The following is a 19,217-nucleotide window of genomic DNA, read 5'->3' as shown; positions in this document are numbered from 1 at the left end:
CATCATCAGTCTACCCATTTTGAACGAATTGCTTCCGCCTGGTCGATAATCCGACTGAATAGTTCAGCAGTCGATGGCACATCATGAATCAGCCCCATCACTTGTCCAGCCCAGGCAAAGCCTTCACCTTCGACTCCGTCATGAATATAACGCTGATTCGCTTTTCCACTTATGTATTCCTTCAATTGTTCATATCCGCCGTTTTCTTTTTCAATATCAAGAATCTTATCGGTCCAGCTGTTTGCAATTACCCTGGCTGGTGCACCAATGGACCGCTTAATGATAACGGTATCATTTTCCGTGCCGGAAACCAAGGCATTTTTATATAATTCATGTGCATGAACACACTCCTTGACAGCTATGAAACGTGTCCCCATCTCGATTCCTTCGGCACCAAGCGCCAACGCTGCCATCAAACCGCGTCCATCTCCAAAACCACCAGACGCGATGACTGGAATTTTAACGGAGTCCACAACTTGAGGAATTAACACGGAGGTTCCAATATCATCACGCCCTAAATGTCCTCCGCCCTCCTGACCAACTACCATCACTGCATCTGCACCAAGCTGTTCAGCCTTCATTGCCTGCCTTCTTGCAGCAACAAGCACCAGTTTTTTCACTTGAGTGCCTTTAACGTAATCAAGAAAAGGGCCAGGGTTGCCGCCGGTTACGGAAACAGCAGCAATTCCCTCTTTCAAGGCTGCTTCAAGCATGTGTTCATAAGGCCTCCCATGCTGGCCGATCGCAAAGTTCACACCAAAAGGTTTATCCGTCAATGATTTGGTTTTTCTTATTTCTTCTATCAGCTGCTCCGGGGTGTCCAAGGACATGGCCGTCACCTGCCCTAGCCCGCCTGCATTCGACACTGCCGCAGCCAGGTCGGCATATGCTAAATGGGCCAACCCCCCCTGTACAATTGGGTATTGAATACCTAACAAATCGGTCACACGCGTTTCCCACTTCAAACTCCTCATCTCCCTTTTCAATTGCTGGTTTGTTTATTTAGCTGAATCCAAATCATTAGCTTCATTATGGCAAATATTGTTTACCCGTTCAATTTTTAACTCACACATACAATATAAAAAAAGAAGAATTCTTGAGTAAATCAAGTAAATACTAGGAAAATGGATATTTATAAACTGCTGATAATTTTATTGGGCTCCTTAAAGACAAAGACATATATAAATTGTTTAAGTCAGGACATTAAATCACTCTAGGCATTTATTATAAGACGTGCTATAATTCATATGTTTTATGTCTATCCACAAGCTTACTAACCATTTGAATGGAATCGGAGAAACATACGATCATTAATAGAACGGGAGTAAAACCTCCCATATTTCGTACCTATTTTACTGAAAAGGGGCCACAAAGAATTGTCACAGAATGAAACACCCTTATACACTGCCTTATTGCAGCATGCAAAAAGAAATCCCGTTCAATTTCATATTCCAGGTCATAAAAAAGGAAAAGGAATGGACGCTGATTTCCGTAATTTCATTGGAGAAAATGCATTATCGATAGATTTAATCAATATCGCTCCACTCGATGATCTCCATCAGCCAAAGGGAATCATCAAACAAGCTCAGGATCTTGCCGCTGAAGCTTTTGGGGCAGATCACACATTCTTTTCCGTTCAAGGAACAAGTGGAGCAATCATGACAATGGTCATGACAGTCTGCGGACCTGGGGACAAAATCATCGTCCCAAGGAATGTACATAAATCCGTAATGTCTGCCATTGTATTTTCCGGAGCTGTTCCCATTTTCATCAATCCTGAAATAGACAAAGATTTAGGCATTTCACACGGAATCACCGTCGATGCCGTTGAAAAAACTTTAAGGGAACATAGCGATGCAAAAGGATTGCTTGTCATCAATCCCACCTATTTCGGCATTTCCGCTGATTTGCAAAAAATAGTGGAAGTTGCCCATTCCCACCAAATCCCAGTACTCGTAGATGAAGCACATGGTGTCCATATACACTTCCATGAAGACTTGCCGATGTCAGCCATGCAGGCTGGAGCGGATATGGCTGCTACTAGTGTTCATAAACTGGGCGGTTCACTAACGGGAAGTTCCATATTGAATGTTAAGACTGGATTGGTTTCCGCAAATCGTGTTCAAGCCATATTGAGCATGCTCACAACCACCTCAACCTCCTATATCCTTCTGGCTTCCCTGGATACGGCTAGAAGACAACTTGCGACAGTAGGCAGGGAAATGATCGATGAAGCGATCAATCTGGCAGGGTATATCCGTGAGGCCGTTAATGAGATTCCTTATCTTTACTGTGTCGGCAGCGAAATTCTCGAGAGCGAGGCAGCCTTTAGTTATGATCCGACAAAATTGATCATATCCATCAAGGAATTGAATATTACCGGATACGACGTTGAGAAATGGCTTCGTGAAAAGCATAATATCGAAGTGGAACTTTCCGACTTGTACAATATCCTTTGCCTGATAACACCTGGAGACACAAAAACAGAAGCGGACCTGCTGATCACTGCCCTTAGAGACTTAGCGGATGAGTTTAAGGAAATGGCGGCTGAACATGAAAAGATCGAAGTCCTGCTTCCTGATACACCACCTCTGGCTTTATCACCCAGGGAGGCATTTTATGCAGAAACCGAAGTGGTTCCCATTGAGGAATCTGTCGGCAAAATCAGCGCTGAATTCATCATGGTTTATCCGCCTGGAATCCCGATCTTCATTCCAGGAGAATTGATTACTGAAGATAATATCAATTACATCCGGAAAAACATCGAGGCCGGACTTCCGGTTCAAGGCCCTGAGGACCCAGAAATAAAACATTTACGGATCATAAAAAATGATTGATCCCATCAAACCAGAGCAGAGTACTGCTCTGGTTTTTTTGAACCTTTTATTATTAAGCACTGGCTTCTATAAAAAGGGTGCTCCAGGCTACAACCCTGAAACACCCTTACATTCTATTAATCTTGAAATCTTTTTTCCATTTATTTTTCAGAGGCAGCTGTATCACAGCTTTGGCAGTTGTGATTGTGTGTGTATAATACACTTACTTTCTCATCTTCAAAATGTTCAATCGTGCTATTGCAAGTTTGACATACGATAGTTCCCATTTTTACAACCCCTTCCCCTATATTGTATGCATTATTGATATAATGTAACCGCTTTAAATGAATTATAATATAACACATTTATTATTTCAAGCTAAAAAGTATAACATATATACTTTTTCCCACTTAATGAACGATCATCTTGAAAGAACTGCATTCCAATCGTTCGTTAGACTGATTCTTTTTTTAAAACACGGTAATTTATTTATAAACGAAGGGCCCTGGACCAGTGCATCACACTCCTTGCTTTAGCATGGCAAGGTGAAAAAGGAATTTCGCCTTTTCATTTACATATAGATAGGTATATAATACATCCATAAAATGTTAAAATATTCTTACATCTTATCGATTTAAGGGGGATCCACATGACTGAAAATGCCTATATCAAACTTGTTCCTGAGTCCGTGAAAGGAACTGTAACCATCGAAGACGTGAAAGAATTACTGAACTATTATCAAATGATTACAGCGAAAACCGGAAAGCAACTGGATTGGGACTATGATAAGAAAGCATTTCCTTATGAAATGAAAGAACCGGAAAGAATGAAGGATAAGGCCATATATCTCCAAGCCAAAGAAGATCGATATCACATGATATTGATAGGAGTTGACCAAGAAGTCGTAAAGGATGAAGATGGATCAGATCGGATCCAATCCTATATCCAATTCACCCTCCCTGAAACAGCAACTTTCGGTGATAAGGGAAAAGCTAATGAATTGTGCAAATTCCTTGCAAAGAAATTACGGGCGCAGCTGCATCTCTTCAATAAACGGGTGATGTATTATTACCCAAGGAAATAAAAAAACCTGCAAATGCCGAAATTGGCTCATGCAGGCGTTTCAATTAATTTTGGATCAAGGAACTCGTAGCCTTTCTTTTGAAAACCTTTCACGATATCCTCTATCGCTTCACTCGTCCATTTCCGGTCATGCATCAGTAAGTTCGCCCCATTTCCCAAATAAGGGCTGTTCAGCACGATTTCCGTTAAAGCTTTTTTATCCTGATACTCTTTTTCCCAGTCATATCCGTAAGTCCAATTCATGACCAACATTTTTTCTTTCTCAGCGACTTTTTTTGAATGCTCGGTATTCGACCCAAATGGCGCCCTGAAGTACTTAGGGCGCACCCCTATTATTCCCTCAACCAAATTGTTCAATTTTACGATTTCCCGCTCTTGTTCCTTTTCGTTCAACTCTTTTAAATTCACATGGGAATACGTATGATTTCCTATGGAAAAACCCATTTCATGAATTTCTTTCAGCATCGCTTTATTTTCATCATTTTCAAGAAAGTGACCGTTCACGAAAAAAATCGCAGGTACTTCAAGTCGCTTCAGGGTTTGGGCGATTGCCAGGGAATATTTTTCAGGTGCATCATCAAATGTCAACAACACAACTTTCGGATTTGCATCCCCAATCGGTTTAAATGACCAATTCTCTTTATCCACCCGATATTCTGCCTTTACATTCCCTTCGCCAATCGTTTGTGACGTTTCCGTTTCCAAATCTTTATCTTGCTGACTTTCATCTTGGACCGTTGTCGTCGTTTCCACACTTTTTTCATTCTCATTTTCAGTTTGACCGGAACTCGGGTCATTACAAGCCACCAATAAAAATGATACTAATGTAAATAATGCCACTACTTTTTTAAACATGATTCCTCCGTTGTTTCATATGTCTTCGAAGCTTACGAAAAATTCAATATACGGGTACCAGCGTTTCCAAAAGGATTTGCAAAATCCCGTAACATAATAGACTTATCACGGTAACAAGCATGGTTCGTCTATTGGATTTTAAAATCATTTTACCAATGTAAATGGCTAGATAAGAAAAGACCAGAAACATGAATACTTTGAAAACCAATCGATCGTTAACAGACAGCCATTCAACTAATGTATACCCACTCCAAACGATTAGTTGAAAGAGGATTACCAGATAATTTTTCAAGTGATCCACCCCATTTTAATATGAATATATCAGCCATGATTGGCAAAAAATATTCCTTTAACAAATCGCTCATCTTATTTTTTATCCTCTATGGCCTTTTTCAAACCATTTCAAGGAAAAAAGTAAGAAGTCCTTTTTATAGCTTATGCCCTTTTTGTCCATTTCATTTAACTAGTAAGAAGAAATTCATGTATGGGGAGTCTCCTTCATTTTTTAAATCCGGCCAAAAAAAAGCGTACTGCATTTAGCAGTACGCTTCAGACTGTAGACAAACTCGATGAAAATCGAGTTTATCTATTTTTAGGGATTGTACAATTTGGACGTTGTTTGGAACGTAGGGCACTCGCTTTCCGGGGGCGTTCGGGGAGCCTCCTCGGCTTTCGCCTGTGGGGGTCTCCCCTAGACGCGCTTTTCCCGCAGGAGTCAGTACCTTCCGTTCCAATCAACTTTGTCTTACCTTTTAGATTGAACACTAGTACTCAACAACAAATAAAGAGGGCTATCGCGAGTATAAATCCCCAAAACACCGCTGTGCAACATGCTCATTTTTATCACGGTGTGCATATCTGACAAACACATATGGAGTATGCTTTGGACATGGCGAGGTCCAAAATGGCCTAACATAGTTGGCTAGTAGAGCCCCAATCTCTTAACTTTAGGCGAAATTCAGAGGGAATTTCAAAAGGGGTTCAGAATTTTTTAATTCCGAACCCCTTTTGTCTACAAACTAAAGCGTACTGCATTTAGCAGTACGCTTTTATATAACTCAATTACTTAATGATGTGGATAGGAGTTCCAAGGGCAACTTCAGCAGCTTCCATTGTGATTTCCCCTAAAGTTGGATGTGCATGGATTGTCATCGCAATATCTTCGGCAGTCATACCTGCTTCGATAGCCAAACCAAGTTCTGCAATCATATCAGAAGCGTTTGGTCCTGCAATTTGTGCTCCAATAACCAATCCGTCTTCTTTGCGAGTGATAAGCTTCACAAATCCGTCCGTATTATTTAAGGAAAGAGCACGTCCATTTGCAGCGAATGGGAATTTAGAAGCAAGCGCTTCGATTCCAGCTTCCTTCGCTTCTTTTTCATTATAACCGACAGAAGCAAGTTCCGGTTCAGAGAATACAACAGCCGGAATAGCAAGATAATCGATTTCAGATGAATGTCCAGCAATGGCTTCAGCTGCAATTTTACCTTCATAAGAAGCTTTATGAGCTAACTGAGGTCCAGAAACGATATCACCGATTGCGTAGATGTTTTTCACGCTAGTACGGCATTGTTTATCCGTTTCGATCAAACCGCGGTCAGTCATTTTGATTCCGACTTGTTCCAGGCCGATTTCAGCAGTGTTTGGACGACGTCCAACTGTTACTAAAACGTAATCGGCTTCAACTTTTTTCTCTTCGCCTTTTACTTCATAAGTAACGGTTACACCTGTATCAGTTTCTTCCACGCCTTTAGCATTTGCTTTAGTAACAATTTCAGCACCTTTGTTTTTAAGGTTACGCTTAACAAGTGCTGCCATTTGTTTTTCAAAGCCTGCAGAAAGGATTTCTTCGGTACCCTCAAGGATCGTCACTTTAGTGCCAAAGCTAGCGAATGCTCCGCCAAGTTCAGTTCCGATGTAACCTCCGCCGATTACCACGATCGAACTTGGAACTTCTTCCAAAGCAAGAGCGCCAGTTGAATTAAGTACACGTTTCGTATATTTAAATGACGGAATCTCGATTGGCGATGAACCAGTAGCGATGATTGCGTTTTTAAATGTATATGTTTGGGCTGAGTCTTCATTCATAACACGGATGCTGTTTTCATCAACGAAATAAGCTTCGCCAGTTACAACATCAACATTATTGCCTTTTAACAGGCTGCTTACACCGCCTGTTAATTTTTTTACTACAGAACCTTTCCAAGCTTGTACTTTAGAAAAATCAACAGTAACTTTTTCTGCAAAGATACCCATATCTTCTGAATGCTGAGCTTCATGGAAACGGTGTCCAGCCGAAATTAAAGCTTTCGATGGAATACAGCCTACATTCAAACAAACTCCGCCGATTGTTCCTTTTTCAACGACCGTTACTTTCTGTCCAAGCTGTGCTGCGCGAATTGCGGCAACATATCCCCCTGGGCCTGAACCGATTACTAAAGTATCTGTTTCGATTGGAAAATCTCCTACTACCATTGTTTACGCCTCCATTAACAATAATTCTGGGTCGTTCAATAACTTTTTGATATGATTCAATGCATGTTGAGCTGTTGCTCCATCAATCATGCGGTGATCAAAGCTCAGTGATAATGCCAGAACTGGAGCGGCGATAATTTCCCCGTCGCGTACAATTGCTTTTTCGGCAATGCGTCCAATCCCTAGAATGGCAACTTCTGGATGATTGATAACAGGTGTGAACCATTGACCGCCTGCGGAACCGATATTCGTAATGGAGCAAGAAGCACCTTTCATTTCGTTAGGAGCCAATTTGCCGTCACGGGCTTTCGTCGCTAATTCGTTAATTTCTTGTGAAATAGCAAAAGTTGATTTACGATCTGCATCTTTTACAACTGGAACGAGCAGTCCTTTGTCTGTGTCTGCCGCAATTCCGATATTGTAATAGTGTTTATGGATAATCTCACTAGCTTCATCATCAAATGATGTGTTAAGCATAGGGAATTCACGCAATGCACTTGTTAACGCTTTAACAACATAAGGTAGGAATGTAAGCTTGATTCCTTTTTGTGCAGCAATTTCCTTGAATTTCTTACGGTGAGCAACCAATAGCGTCACATCGACTTCATCCATTAATGTTACATGCGGAGCTGTCTGCTTGGACTTAACCATTGCTTTTGCGATCGCTTTTCTCATACCGCTCATTTTCTCACGAGTTTCAGGATATTGCCCTTCTGGAATTGAAACTTTTTGTTTTTCGGTTGTTTCCGTATCTTTTTGTTGTGAAGCTTCACTTTGAGCTGCTGGTTGCTGTGGAGCGGTTTTGCCGTTTTTGAAAGCATCAATGTCTTCCTTCATGATGCGGCCGTTATCCCCAGAACCAGTGATCTCACGAATATTTACCCCTTGTTCGCGTGCATATTTCCTGACAGAAGGCATGGCGATAATACGACGTGAAGGATCTGCCTCAACCTGTGGTTGTGCTCCCGCGCCTGTTACTCCGCTATTTTCTTGAACCGGAGCAGCCTCTTTCTTGACTTCCTGTCCAGCTTCAGCAGTTGCTTGAACCTGGGCCTCCGTATTCTTCTCGCCTTCTGCCTTCGCTTCTTCTCCATGATCCCCTTTAAACTGAAGATTTTCATAACCTGGAGCATCGAATGTTACAAGTACATCGCCAACAACGGCAACCGTTCCTTCTTGAACAAGGATTTCTTCAACGGTACCTTCCACCGGGGATGGGATTTCAACAACGGCCTTATCGTTTTGAACCTCGCAAAGCACGTCATCTTCTTGTATCTTATCTCCTGGTTTTACAAACCATTTCACTATTTCACCTTCGTGTATACCTTCTCCGATATCAGGGAGTCTAAATTGGAATGCCACTGAGTTCAACCTCCTATATTAAATCATACTTAGTGCTTTGAATAAAGTCCTTTATCTTGCATTACCGTTAATGCAAAATCACTTTCCCAAGCAGGACATTCATTCCATTACTTAAGATTGTTAAAACTTCAAGACTTTAGTCGCCGTTTCAATAATGTCTTTATAATTAGGGAGCCATACTGTTTCAGCTTGTGAAAACGGGAATACCGTATCAGCTGCCGCCACGCGCAGTACTGGAGCATCCAAGCTCAAAATGGCACGTTCGTTAATTTCCGCTACGACATTCGCCGCTATACCAGCTTGCTTTTGTGCTTCTTGAACAACGATAGCGCGTCCTGTTTTTTCTACAGAAGCAATGATTGTATCGATATCCAATGGTGATACAGTCCGTAAGTCGACCACTTCGACGGAATGACCATCCTTAGCCAATTCCTCAGCTGCCTTGATGGATTCCTGCACCATCGCACCATAAGTAATAATGGATAAATCCGTTCCTTCTCTTTTCACATCCGCTTTTCCTAATGGAATTGTGTATTCTTCTTCAGGAACTTCCTGACGGAACGAACGGTACAATTTCATGTGCTCAAGGAAAATGACAGGGTCATTATCACGAATCGCTGAAATCAATAAGCCTTTTGCATCGTAAGGAGTGGAAGGGATAACTACCTTTAACCCTGGTTGCTGGGCCATTAAACCTTCTAAGCTATCAGCATGCATTTCCGGAGTATGCACTCCGCCCCCAAAAGGTGAGCGAATTGTAACCGGTGCACTGTAACGTCCGCCTGAACGGTAGCGCATACGAGCAAGCTGACCGCTTACGGAATCCATTACTTCATATACAAACCCAAAGAATTGAATTTCAGGAACAGGACGGAAACCTTGTAAAGAAAGACCGACCGCTAATCCACCGATTCCAGATTCAGCAAGAGGTGTATCGAATACACGATCTTCACCGAATTCTTTTTGAAGATTTTCCGTTGCACGGAAAACTCCACCATTAAGACCTACATCTTCTCCAAAAACGAGTACATTCTCGTCATTTTTAAGTTCTGTACGTAATGCTTCTGTAATTGCTTGAATCATCGTCAATTGAGCCATGGCTTACTTCGACTCCTTCTCTTTATAAATTTCATATTGTTCTTTTAAGTTATAAGGCATTTCTTCATACATGATTTCAATTAGGTCTGTAACCTTTTGTTTAGGTTCTGCATCAGCCAATTTGATTGCTTCTTTAATATCGTCTTTGGCTTTCTCTATCGTTTCGTTTTCTAATTCTTCATTCCAAAGTTTTTTGCTTTCCAAGAACTTGCGGAAACGAACCAATGGATCTTTCAGTTCCCACTCGTTATCCATTTCGGAAGTACGGTAACGTGTCGGGTCATCCCCAGCCATCGTATGTGGTCCATAACGGTAAGTTAATGTTTCAATCAATGTAGGGCCTTCACCATTGATCGCACGTTCACGCGCTTCTTTAACGGCTGTATAAACGGCCAACGCATCCATACCATCAACCTGGATTCCAGGAATACCTGCAGCCACACCCTTTTGGGCCAATGTTTTCGATGCTGACTGCAAATCAACTGGTGTAGAGATTGCAAAACGGTTATTTTGCACGATGAAGATAGCTGGCGCTTTAAATGCACCTGCAAAGTTAATTCCCTCATAGAAGTCACCTTGTGAAGTTCCACCGTCACCCGTATATGTAATGGCAACAGCTTTTTTCCCGCGTTTCTTCAACCCAAGAGCCACTCCGGCAGCTTGGATATATTGAGCGCCGATAATGATTTGAGGAGAAATTACATTGACGTCTTCAGGGATTTGATTTCCCTTAAAATGACCCCGGGAGAATAAGAATGCTTGCCAAAGCGGCAGGCCATGCCAAACGATTTGCGGAACATCACGATAACCAGGCAAAATGAAATCTTCTTTTTCCAAAGCATACTGGGAAGCGATTTGAGAAGCTTCTTGACCGGCAGTCGGTGCATAGAAACCTAATCTGCCTTGACGGTTCAGTGATATGGAACGTTGATCCAAGATGCGTGTATAAACCATACGGCGCATTAATTCTTGCAATTGTTCATCACTTAAATCAGGCATAGCCGCTTCATTCACGACTTCTCCCTCTTCATTTAAAATTTGAAAAGTTTCAAATTGTTCTTCTACTTTCTTAAGCTGATCCTGAACATTAATTTTAGCTTGTTTAGTTTTTTGAGCCATTTGGCACCTCATCCTTTCATTAAAAAGGTTTGCTATTATTATTCTATAAAGCAAAAATAGTTTGCTTTTTAGTTTCTTCAACAATACATTCTTTTATTTTTCCCTTAAGACCAATCCTCAAACGTGGATATGCTTAATATGTCTCAATCTTATTCTGTACCATAAAAAAAATCAAGGAAAATGATACAAGAATTTTTATAGATTAAGTTTACAAGATGAATTAACATCAAGTCAATCACTTGGAGTTCCTTATAATTTTGATCTAATAGAATTTCCAATACTCATACTTCTTCTCTGTATTAGTTTTCAATTTATAACTGTACTATTAAATTTCCCGTATTTTTCAATTTAAGGATGGCGAAGGATAACATTTCAATTCCCCAGCATATCCCATCGATTCCAAAACCGCTTTAACTAAAGGCATTTGAGCCCTTAAAATAATATTCCGATAAAATATTCAAGCGCTTTCATCTAAGTCTGCTGTTAGATTTTTAATTATCGTTTTTTTTTAGTACAGGTATGAAAATTTCACATCAGGCTTGTTGCATAAAAAAAGACCATTCTTAAATTTTTTATCCCAAAAATGAACTGGATTGAAAAAAATATGGGCTGTGAGTGAGGATCACAGCCCATCATTATTTATATTATTTTGTTGAATCCGCCATTTCTATGCCGGAACTATCATAAAAACTTTCTTTTTTTTGATTTGATTTTTCCGTTAATGCATTAAATTCCTCATTCGCTTTCAAAACTTTTGTATAAGAGGTATTTATTTTCTCGATTTGCACTTGTAATTCATCCATTTTCAAATCCTCTTTTTTAAAAAGCTCATATAATTCACGATCATAAGCGAGACTTTGTTGATAAGCATCATATAAATCATCATAGGTGCTATAGCGCTCACTCATGATCTTTTTCATTTCAGTCGCTTCTTTTTTTATCTTTTCATCCTCTATTTTCCCGATTTGTTCATCTATTTGATTGAATTGTTCTTTTGAGGATTGCATACTGCTTTGTTCCTTTTCAATTATTTTTTCCCTTTCGTCGATATTCTTGGTTGCTTCATCTGAAAGCTCGACGATCTGTTTATAATCATCCAATCCAAGTTTAATGATTTTCTCATATTTTTCTTTTTCTTTTTTCTCCAATTCATTAAGCGGCTCTTGATTCTCGGTGAAATCACTTTCCTTTTCTGCAGTTTTCTCCAGGATTTTGTGGATTCTTTCTTCCGGTGAACCATTAAAACAACCGGTCAAGATCACTAAAGAAAGAAGTAAGATAACAAATGGACCAAAACGTTTCAACATAGACAACTCCTTCTGATAGTTCTTCGAAGATTCATGTTCCTCAATTCATTCTTAAGCCGCAGACATTTGTTACAATCATATTCCGAACAGGTTTTTTTCATTACTGGGCGCTAGCCTACACCCTTTAAACCATACTGCATAGGCTGTAGGGACCGTTTCAAATTTGAATGGTCAGCATTTTAATAAATACAAAAACGGAGGTATGAAATTATGTATGGAGGCTTCAACCAAGAATGTTGTTATCCGGTTTCCGCTGCACCCAGCTATGGATATGGCGATGGTGGAGGCTGCGGCTTTGGAAGCGGCTTTGCCCTGATCATTGTCCTGTTCATTCTGTTAATCATCGTCGGCGCGTGCTTATGCTAACCAGGTAATTACTATTACCTTTACCCGAAAATGATAACGATTTACCCTGATTCACAAAAAATGATAATATTTTTTAAATAGACCAACATGCAAATAAAATAATGGCAGGGATAGGAAATCATCGACTTGATTCCATCCCCTCCATTTTTCTTTCATTAAACCATTCATTAACTTTCAGCCTTTTTTTTGTTAAAATAACCCTATACATATTATAAGAATTTTATGGGGTGAAAGATTATGCTTACCATGGATGATTTTGTTAATGAAGACGATCCAATCTTAAGGCAAGTCGCGGTAGAGGTTCCACTTCCGGCATCAAATGAAGATAAGCAACTTTTAGCCAGCTTGATGGAATATGTCCAAAACAGCCAGAAACCTGATATTGCTGCTCTATACGGGTTAAGGGCAGGAATTGGCTTGGCTGCACCACAGGTTAATGTTTCAAAAAGGATGATTGCGGTTCATTTAAAAGAAAAGGATGATCAACTTTATAGCTATGCACTTTTCAACCCTAAACTCGTTAGCCATTCAGTCGAAAAAGCATACTTGACATCCGGAGAAGGCTGCCTTTCCGTAAATCGTCCCGTTTCCGGCTATGTGCCACGTTATGCCCGAATAACGGTTGCGGGTACGGACCTGGAAGGAAAATCGGTTCAACTCCGCCTGAAAGGCATCGCAGCCATTTGCTTTCAACATGAAATCGACCACCTTAATGGTATCATGTTTTATGATCATATCAATCCGGAAGACCCCTATGCCATTCCGGAAAATTCAATTGCGGTGGAAAGGTAACGTAATAAGCAAAACCCCCGTCTGTTGGTTGACGGGGGCTTTATTTTTTATATCAGTTCAAGTTCTTTCAAACCAAAAAGTATGCCATCATCATCGACATCCTTCGTTACAAAGTCGGCCTCTTGCTTCACAAGCTGACCGGCATTCCCCATAGCCACGCCATATCCCGCTACTTTTAACATCTCTATATCGTTTAAGCCATCTCCAAAGGCGTAAACATCCTCAAGAGCAAACCCGACTTTTTCCATTAATATTTTAATGCCTTCAGCCTTTGAACCCCCGAATGGAAGTACATCCGTCGAATACTCATGCCATCTAATGAAGTGAAAATCATCATATTTTCCAACAAAGTTCCCTTCTTCATCTTCCGAACAGAATAATAAGGCTTGGTATATATCATGGTCCTCATAAAAATCCGCCACATGTTCAGGGTGGGGAAACTTAAGGCTGCTTAATGCTTCTTCAATTCTGCTATGATGCGGAACACTCGATTTCATTGTTTCCTCATTCATGAACACGATCGGTATTTCATTTTTTTCAGCATGTTCGTGAAGGCGTTTTATCTCAGGTATGCTCAAAGGGTTTTTATAAACGACTTTCCCTTCAAAAACAACGTATTGTCCATTGAAACTTACGAATGTATCGATGCCAAGCTCTTCCCTTAAAGACTCGAACATGAACGGAGCCCTTCCTGTGGCAATCGCTACAAAAACCCCGCTATCCTGAAGTTGCTTAATGGCTTCTTTTGTTGATGCAGGTAACTTTTTTTCATGATCAAGCAATGTTCCGTCAATATCAAAGAATACGATTTTCACTTGCGATTCACTTCCAATTCATTCATTTTTTCCTTTTTAATATGTACCCATTTAATAATTGTCATCAAGATAAGTCAAGTAACTCTACCGGACCCAACTCAAAGTTACGTTTTTTATTCAGGAATGGGCATATACTATTCTTAATGAAACCAACTCAGGCTTTCCAGATTACACTTCTCCCATCCTTCTGCCTCTTAAATCCCAGTTGCTTGTTTGAAAGAGCCTTTTTTTTCAAAAATGGGCCATGTACCTGTAAAGACGTATTTACATTATTGAATAATCCTATACAATAATAACTAAGGGAGCGTGATCGCCATGTTAAAAAAGCTTCGTAAAAAGCTTGCTAAACAGTGGAATGATCTTTTAAGAAAAAAATCTATCGCATGATTTGCCACTCATTCCTGCCTTGGCCGTCATCCATATGCGAATTTTTTTCGGACAGCCCTTCAAAAACTTGCGGAGGGCTTCTTCCTTGTTGTAAAGTTCTTGTTAGGCATTCTTTCTATCTTGGCTTTTATATGGTCAGGTGAATACATATTTCAATCAAAATATGAGTCGCTGTGTTTTCATGAAACGCTGTACACAGTGGTACTGTATTAATTTAGAAAGAAATCGTTTACGAAAAAAAGATCCCATGATTTAAGTTTTACACATGGCAAAAACGGATAGGATATAAGATAGAGGAAGCTACAATTGGATTGATACCAGATTCGGCCATCTATTTTTTTATATACTTTTAGACATTGGTATATTTAATTCATCAAACCCCTTCCGTTTTTATGGCGGAGCTGGGTTTATTTTTACATGATGTTGAAAAACATGAAAAAATTGTTGTTTTTATATATAATGAAAAAAGCAATGCAAACAAGTGAGGAGAGATTAAAATGGTTTTTAAGGTATACTATCAAGTAACCATATCAGAGGTTCCCATCAGGGAGAATACTAAAACAATGTTTGTCGAAGGTGAATCCGTTCGTGACGTTCGTTTAAAATTAAAAAAAGAACCTTATAACGTAGAAATCGTACTACCCGTAACCGGAGCATATTTAGAATATGAAAAACAAAATGAAGATTACAAAGTATTGGAGCTATAATTTATGAAATTCGTAAAAAACGATCAAACAGCTGTATTCGCCCTGGGCGGTTTAGGCGAAATCGGTAAGAACACATATGCTGTTCAGTTTCAAGATGAAATCATCATCATTGATGCTGGAATTAAATTTCCTGAAGATGAACTCCTCGGTATTGACTATGTGATTCCAGATTACAGCTATTTAGAGAAAAATGTAGATAAAATCAAAGGTGTTTTCATTACCCATGGTCATGAAGACCACATTGGCGGGATTCCTTATTTACTTAGAAAAGTGAATGTCCCTGTATACGGCGGGAAGCTTGCACTTGGACTGCTTCGTAATAAATTGGAAGAACACGGCCTTTTACGTCAGACAACCATGATTGAAATCAGTGAAGATGAAGTGATCAAGTTCCGGAAAACGTCCGTCTCTTTCTTCCGTACAACTCACAGTATCCCTGACTCATATGGAATCGTCGTAAAAACCCCACCTGGACAAATTGTCCATACTGGTGATTTTAAATTCGACTTCACCCCAGTGGGTGAGCCTGCAAACCTGACCAAGATGGCTGAAATCGGTAAAGAAGGTGTATTGTGCTTACTCTCGGATAGCACAAATAGTGAAGTGCAGAACTTTACTATGTCCGAAAGCCGTGTCGGTGATACCATTCAAGACATTTTCCGCAAGGTTGACGGCCGGATTATTTTTGCAACGTTTGCATCGAACATCCATCGCCTTCAGCAAGTTGTGGAAGCAGCCGTGGCCAACGGCCGTAAAATAGCCGTTTTTGGCCGAAGCATGGATTCAGCCATATCAATCGGACAAGATCTTGGTTATATCGTAGCGCCTAAAGATACATTTATTGATGTACAGCAATTGAATCGTATGCCTGCGAATAAAGTAACCATCCTTTGTACAGGCAGCCAAGGTGAACCAATGGCAGCACTATCGCGCATAGCGAACGGCACTCACCGTCAAATTCAAATCATCCCTGGTGATACGGTAGTATTTTCTTCTTCACCCATCCCAGGTAACACAATCAGTGTTTCCAGAACGATCAATCAATTATATCGTGCAGGAGCAGACGTCATTTCAGGTCCTCTTAATGACATTCATACATCAGGACATGGCGGACAGCAGGAACAAAAGCTTATGCTCCGTTTGATAAAACCAAAATTCTTCATGCCAATCCATGGTGAATACCGTATGCAAAAACTGCATGCCCGCCATGCAGTCGATTGCGGCGTTCCGGAAGAAAATTGCTTTATCATGGATAATGGTGAAGTTCTTTCCTTAAGTGAGAACACAGCTCAAATCGCTGGTAAAATCCCTTCAGGTTCGGTTTATATCGATGGAAGCGGCATTGGGGATATCGGTAATATCGTTCTCCGTGATCGTCGGATTCTTTCCGAGGAAGGCCTTGTCGTTGTTGTGGTCAGCATCAATATGAAGGAATTCAAAATTGCATCCGGTCCTGACATCATCTCACGCGGATTTGTTTATATGAGAGAATCAGGAGACCTTATCAGCGATGCTCAATCCTTGATCACAAAGCATTTAAATAAGGTGATGGATCGCAAAACTACACAATGGTCTGAAATCAAAAATGAAATTACAGACACTCTATCTCCATTCCTATATGAAAAAACGAAACGCCGTCCGATGATCCTGCCGATCATCATGGAAGTGCAATAAATAATAGAAGCCCAGCCATCATTTGGCTGGGCTTTTTTTGTTTAGGTTTTTAAATCCCCCACCTTGAATTCCACTCCAGGCACTCACTTTCCTCGGCTGTCCGGGAGGCCCCCGGCGCCTTAGATGCCTGTGGGGTCTCCCTTACACGTCTCCCGCAGGAGTCTTGAATACCCGCTCCAATCAATTTTGTTTTAAAAGTTAGATAGAACTCCTTTTGTCTACAGTCTTTCTTGTTTTAAAAATGGAAAGCTTCCGAAAGTAAACTGATAAGAAGCATGTATTTGTTGATTCCACACTGTCGAAGTGCCGGAAACACGAGTTTATCAAGTACGCAAAAATAAAAAGGGAATTGAAAAATTGTCGATGCAGGCTATTCTCTATAACTCCTTCAGATCCAATTAAAAAACAAAAAGGTTTCGGAATGAGGCCATTCCGAAACCTTTTTGTTTTCCTTTGATAAAAGCGCTGCTCGATTTTAGCAGGACGCTTACTTATTCCACAATTTTTTTTTCAAAGCGATTGATGTCCGAATCCGCGCCGATGACGATCAATATATCACCTTTATGAATTAAATCGCTCGCCTGTGGGGAAACATTTATTTCGTTCCCTCTTTTGATTGCGACTATATTCAGTCCATAGTGGGCACGGATATCAAGGTCAATTATCGAGTTTCCATTCATCTTTTGGCTTGCAACAATTTCGACGATGGAGTGTTCATCAGAAAGCTCCAAATAATCGAGAATATTATTGGAGACGATATTATGGGCAATCCTTCTCCCCATATCCCGTTCGGGGTGCACGACAAAGTCGGCCCCGATTATACGAAGAACCTTCTCGTGATAATCATTTTGCGCTTTAACCGTAACATTTCCGACACCCAATTCCTTAAGCATGAGAGTCGTCAATATACTTGCTTGAATATTCTCGCCAATCGCTACAATGACATGATCAAAATTTCGAATCCCTATGTTTCTCAGTACATTTTCATCTGTCGTATCCCCTACTACAGCATGTGAAGCTATTCTGGCAAATTCATTCACTCGATCTTCGTCGGCATCGATAGCCAGAACCCCTAATCCTTCTTCAGCTAATGTCTTGACTATGCTGCCGCCAAAACGGCCAAGTCCAATCACCGCAAATTCTTTTTTCACAATAAGCCCTCCAACGTCATTCGTTCTTTCTTTAGAGCATGTTCTGTACTGAAAATCATTTTTATGCTTCGCTTCCTTTAAACGTTATATAATCCGTTAAGTGATCGATCGCGAGTTCAATCGCTTTTTCATCCGGGCTTAACTTGGCGTGGTGCAATCCGTATTCCGATGAAACCCCCAGCCAGAACATGAATCCTGGAATCTCCTTTAACATATAACCAAAATCTTCACCAGTCATTGCTTCAGTACATTGATGCAAACGAACAGCAGTTGACTTCTCTGTGAATTCCATGAATTCCCGGGTCAACCGTTCTTCATTATATACCTGGTGATACATTGCGCCATAGTCGATTTCAGCCAAGCACTCATATCCCACTTGTATACCATCCACAAGCGCTTTTATCCTAGACTTGACCTTTACCATTGATTCGGGGTTAAGAGTGCGTATTGTGCCCTCTAACCGCGCTGTCTCCGCAATAATGTTTTGAACAGTGCCTCCAGTAATCTTCCCAACTGTAATGACAGCTGAATCAAGCGGATTGACATTCCTGGAAACGATTGTTTGAAGCTGCCCTACAAGCGAGCAGGCCGCAATGACCATGTCATTTGTTTTGTGCGGATAGGCTGCATGTCCTCCTTTCCCCCTCAAATCGATGAATAATTCAGATGTATTGGCAAATAGAAGCCCTTCTTTAACGGCAATCGTCCCAACTGGATACTCCGGAGCAATATGTAAAGCAAGAATCATATCAGGCTTCCATTTTTTCATCGTTTCCGATTTAAGCATTGGTTCTGCTCCGCCAGGACCCTCTTCTGCAGGCTGGAAGATGAATAGCAAGTCATCATCTATCGGATTTTCCGTGAAATATGTCAATAATCCCAAACCTATGCTCATATGAAAATCATGACCGCAGGCATGCATATATTCCTCGTGGTTGGATGCAAACGGCAATCCGGTTTCCTCTTTTATCGGCAAACCGTCTATATCAGCCCTGTAGCCAATGGTTTTTCGCGGGTTCATTCCCTTCACTTTCACGAATATCCCAGTTCGCCATGTTTCTATTTCCATTCGCTCCTGGGCCAGATTCGTTATGTAATTCAGTAGGTATTGCTGCGTCTTGAATTCTTTGAACCCTATCTCCGGTATTTGATGCAGATCACGCCGGATCTTGGCAAAAGGGTTTATTTTCACATTATTCCCTCCCTATAC

General features: G+C 40.7%; 18 protein-coding genes. 6 read left to right on the top strand and 12 right to left on the bottom strand.

All coding sequences use genetic code 11. From position 1 onward, the window contains the following. Positions 1–5 precede the first annotated feature (5 nt). Positions 6–965: an NAD(P)H-dependent flavin oxidoreductase gene (locus MKX49_RS05695; protein WP_340875586.1), complete on the bottom strand. Its 960-nt coding sequence runs from the start codon at positions 963–965 to the stop codon at positions 6–8. 411 nt (positions 966–1,376) lie between these two features. Here MKX49_RS05695 and MKX49_RS05690 point away from each other — a divergent pair, with 411 nt between their 5' ends. Beyond that, entirely contained in the window at positions 1,377–2,837 is a 1,461-nt protein-coding gene (locus MKX49_RS05690; protein WP_340875583.1) for an aminotransferase class I/II-fold pyridoxal phosphate-dependent enzyme, read from the top strand. Positions 2,838–2,977: 140 nt separating this feature from the next. Here MKX49_RS05690 and MKX49_RS05685 read toward each other — a convergent pair whose 3' ends face one another. Then, complete coding sequence (locus tag MKX49_RS05685; RefSeq protein ID WP_072272684.1) at positions 2,978–3,103, bottom strand: GapA-binding peptide SR1P; 126 nt, start codon at positions 3,101–3,103, stop codon at positions 2,978–2,980. A gap of 362 nt (positions 3,104–3,465) precedes the next feature. Between MKX49_RS05685 and MKX49_RS05680 the strand changes: the two genes are divergently transcribed. Continuing rightward, a complete protein-coding gene (locus tag MKX49_RS05680; protein WP_054396989.1) occupies positions 3,466–3,900 on the top strand; it encodes a DUF1885 family protein in 435 nt (144 codons plus the stop codon). Between the two features lie 26 nt (positions 3,901–3,926). Here MKX49_RS05680 and MKX49_RS05675 read toward each other — a convergent pair whose 3' ends face one another. The 7 genes from MKX49_RS05675 to MKX49_RS05645 form a co-directional block, all read right to left on the bottom strand. Then, a complete protein-coding gene (locus tag MKX49_RS05675) occupies positions 3,927–4,754 on the bottom strand; it encodes a polysaccharide deacetylase family protein (protein ID WP_340875580.1) in 828 nt (275 codons plus the stop codon). A gap of 43 nt (positions 4,755–4,797) precedes the next feature. Further along, a complete protein-coding gene (locus MKX49_RS05670) occupies positions 4,798–5,055 on the bottom strand; it encodes a hypothetical protein (protein WP_309247762.1) in 258 nt (85 codons plus the stop codon). Positions 5,056–5,816: 761 nt separating this feature from the next. After that, positions 5,817–7,229, bottom strand: coding sequence for a dihydrolipoyl dehydrogenase (gene lpdA / locus MKX49_RS05665; protein ID WP_034314059.1), 1,413 nt, complete (start codon positions 7,227–7,229; stop codon positions 5,817–5,819). A gap of 3 nt (positions 7,230–7,232) precedes the next feature. Beyond that, the gene (locus tag MKX49_RS05660) at positions 7,233–8,591 is read right to left on the bottom strand and encodes a dihydrolipoamide acetyltransferase family protein (protein WP_048687082.1); all 1,359 of its coding nucleotides are present in this window, start codon (positions 8,589–8,591) and stop codon (positions 7,233–7,235) included. A gap of 120 nt (positions 8,592–8,711) precedes the next feature. Then, positions 8,712–9,689: an alpha-ketoacid dehydrogenase subunit beta gene (locus MKX49_RS05655; RefSeq protein ID WP_034314063.1), complete on the bottom strand. Its 978-nt coding sequence runs from the start codon at positions 9,687–9,689 to the stop codon at positions 8,712–8,714. A gap of 3 nt (positions 9,690–9,692) precedes the next feature. Continuing rightward, a complete protein-coding gene (gene pdhA, locus MKX49_RS05650) occupies positions 9,693–10,808 on the bottom strand; it encodes a pyruvate dehydrogenase (acetyl-transferring) E1 component subunit alpha (protein ID WP_034314064.1) in 1,116 nt (371 codons plus the stop codon). A gap of 644 nt (positions 10,809–11,452) precedes the next feature. Further along, the gene (locus MKX49_RS05645) at positions 11,453–12,115 is read right to left on the bottom strand and encodes a YkyA family protein (protein WP_340875576.1); all 663 of its coding nucleotides are present in this window, start codon (positions 12,113–12,115) and stop codon (positions 11,453–11,455) included. A gap of 210 nt (positions 12,116–12,325) precedes the next feature. On the opposite strand from MKX49_RS05645, the gene MKX49_RS05640 reads away from it, so the two are divergent. After that, on the top strand, positions 12,326–12,481 hold the full coding sequence (locus MKX49_RS05640; protein WP_063576945.1) for a YjcZ family sporulation protein: 156 nt from the start codon (positions 12,326–12,328) through the stop codon (positions 12,479–12,481). Between the two features lie 237 nt (positions 12,482–12,718). After that, positions 12,719–13,273: a peptide deformylase gene (def, locus tag MKX49_RS05635; RefSeq protein WP_053534293.1), complete on the top strand. Its 555-nt coding sequence runs from the start codon at positions 12,719–12,721 to the stop codon at positions 13,271–13,273. Positions 13,274–13,320: 47 nt separating this feature from the next. Here the strand turns inward: def and MKX49_RS05630 are convergent, their stop codons facing one another. Next, complete coding sequence (locus MKX49_RS05630) at positions 13,321–14,088, bottom strand: Cof-type HAD-IIB family hydrolase (protein ID WP_053534292.1); 768 nt, start codon at positions 14,086–14,088, stop codon at positions 13,321–13,323. 884 nt (positions 14,089–14,972) lie between these two features. Here MKX49_RS05630 and MKX49_RS05625 point away from each other — a divergent pair. Both MKX49_RS05625 and rnjA read left to right on the top strand, forming a co-directional pair. Further along, positions 14,973–15,182 carry a DNA-dependent RNA polymerase subunit epsilon gene (locus MKX49_RS05625; RefSeq protein WP_034314070.1) on the top strand — a complete coding sequence of 70 codons (210 nt, stop codon included), beginning with the start codon at positions 14,973–14,975 and terminating at the stop codon, positions 15,180–15,182. Positions 15,183–15,185: 3 nt separating this feature from the next. After that, entirely contained in the window at positions 15,186–16,856 is a 1,671-nt protein-coding gene (gene rnjA / locus MKX49_RS05620; RefSeq protein ID WP_034314071.1) for a ribonuclease J1, read from the top strand. A gap of 491 nt (positions 16,857–17,347) precedes the next feature. On the opposite strand, the gene MKX49_RS05615 is transcribed toward rnjA, so the two are convergent. Both MKX49_RS05615 and MKX49_RS05610 read right to left on the bottom strand, forming a co-directional pair. After that, positions 17,348–18,007: a potassium channel family protein gene (locus tag MKX49_RS05615; RefSeq protein WP_340875573.1), complete on the bottom strand. Its 660-nt coding sequence runs from the start codon at positions 18,005–18,007 to the stop codon at positions 17,348–17,350. A gap of 61 nt (positions 18,008–18,068) precedes the next feature. Next, the gene (locus tag MKX49_RS05610; RefSeq protein WP_340878480.1) at positions 18,069–19,193 is read right to left on the bottom strand and encodes an N-acetyldiaminopimelate deacetylase; all 1,125 of its coding nucleotides are present in this window, start codon (positions 19,191–19,193) and stop codon (positions 18,069–18,071) included. Between the last annotated feature and the right edge of the window lie 24 nt (positions 19,194–19,217).

The sequence above is a fragment of the Peribacillus sp. FSL M8-0224 genome (assembly GCF_038003055.1).
Lineage (GTDB): Bacteria > Bacillota > Bacilli > Bacillales > DSM-1321 > Peribacillus > Peribacillus frigoritolerans.
This window is presented reverse-complemented; position numbering and strand designations above follow the sequence as displayed.

Excerpts from the sequence above, each read along its gene's own strand:
- lpdA (WP_034314059.1), bottom strand. The coding sequence starts at position 7,229 with ATGGTAGTAGGAGATTTTCCAATCGAAACAGATACTTTAGTAATCGGT.
- MKX49_RS05645 (WP_340875576.1), bottom strand. The coding sequence starts at position 12,115 with ATGTTGAAACGTTTTGGTCCATTTGTTATCTTACTTCTTTCTTTAGTG.
- MKX49_RS05675 (WP_340875580.1), bottom strand. The coding sequence starts at position 4,754 with ATGTTTAAAAAAGTAGTGGCATTATTTACATTAGTATCATTTTTATTG.
- MKX49_RS05640 (WP_063576945.1), top strand. The coding sequence starts at position 12,326 with ATGTATGGAGGCTTCAACCAAGAATGTTGTTATCCGGTTTCCGCTGCA.
- MKX49_RS05685 (WP_072272684.1), bottom strand. The coding sequence starts at position 3,103 with ATGGGAACTATCGTATGTCAAACTTGCAATAGCACGATTGAACATTTT.
- pdhA (WP_034314064.1), bottom strand. The coding sequence starts at position 10,808 with ATGGCTCAAAAAACTAAACAAGCTAAAATTAATGTTCAGGATCAGCTT.
- MKX49_RS05625 (WP_034314070.1), top strand. The coding sequence starts at position 14,973 with ATGGTTTTTAAGGTATACTATCAAGTAACCATATCAGAGGTTCCCATC.
- MKX49_RS05655 (WP_034314063.1), bottom strand. The coding sequence starts at position 9,689 with ATGGCTCAATTGACGATGATTCAAGCAATTACAGAAGCATTACGTACA.
- MKX49_RS05680 (WP_054396989.1), top strand. The coding sequence starts at position 3,466 with ATGACTGAAAATGCCTATATCAAACTTGTTCCTGAGTCCGTGAAAGGA.
- def (WP_053534293.1), top strand. The coding sequence starts at position 12,719 with ATGCTTACCATGGATGATTTTGTTAATGAAGACGATCCAATCTTAAGG.
- rnjA (WP_034314071.1), top strand. The coding sequence starts at position 15,186 with ATGAAATTCGTAAAAAACGATCAAACAGCTGTATTCGCCCTGGGCGGT.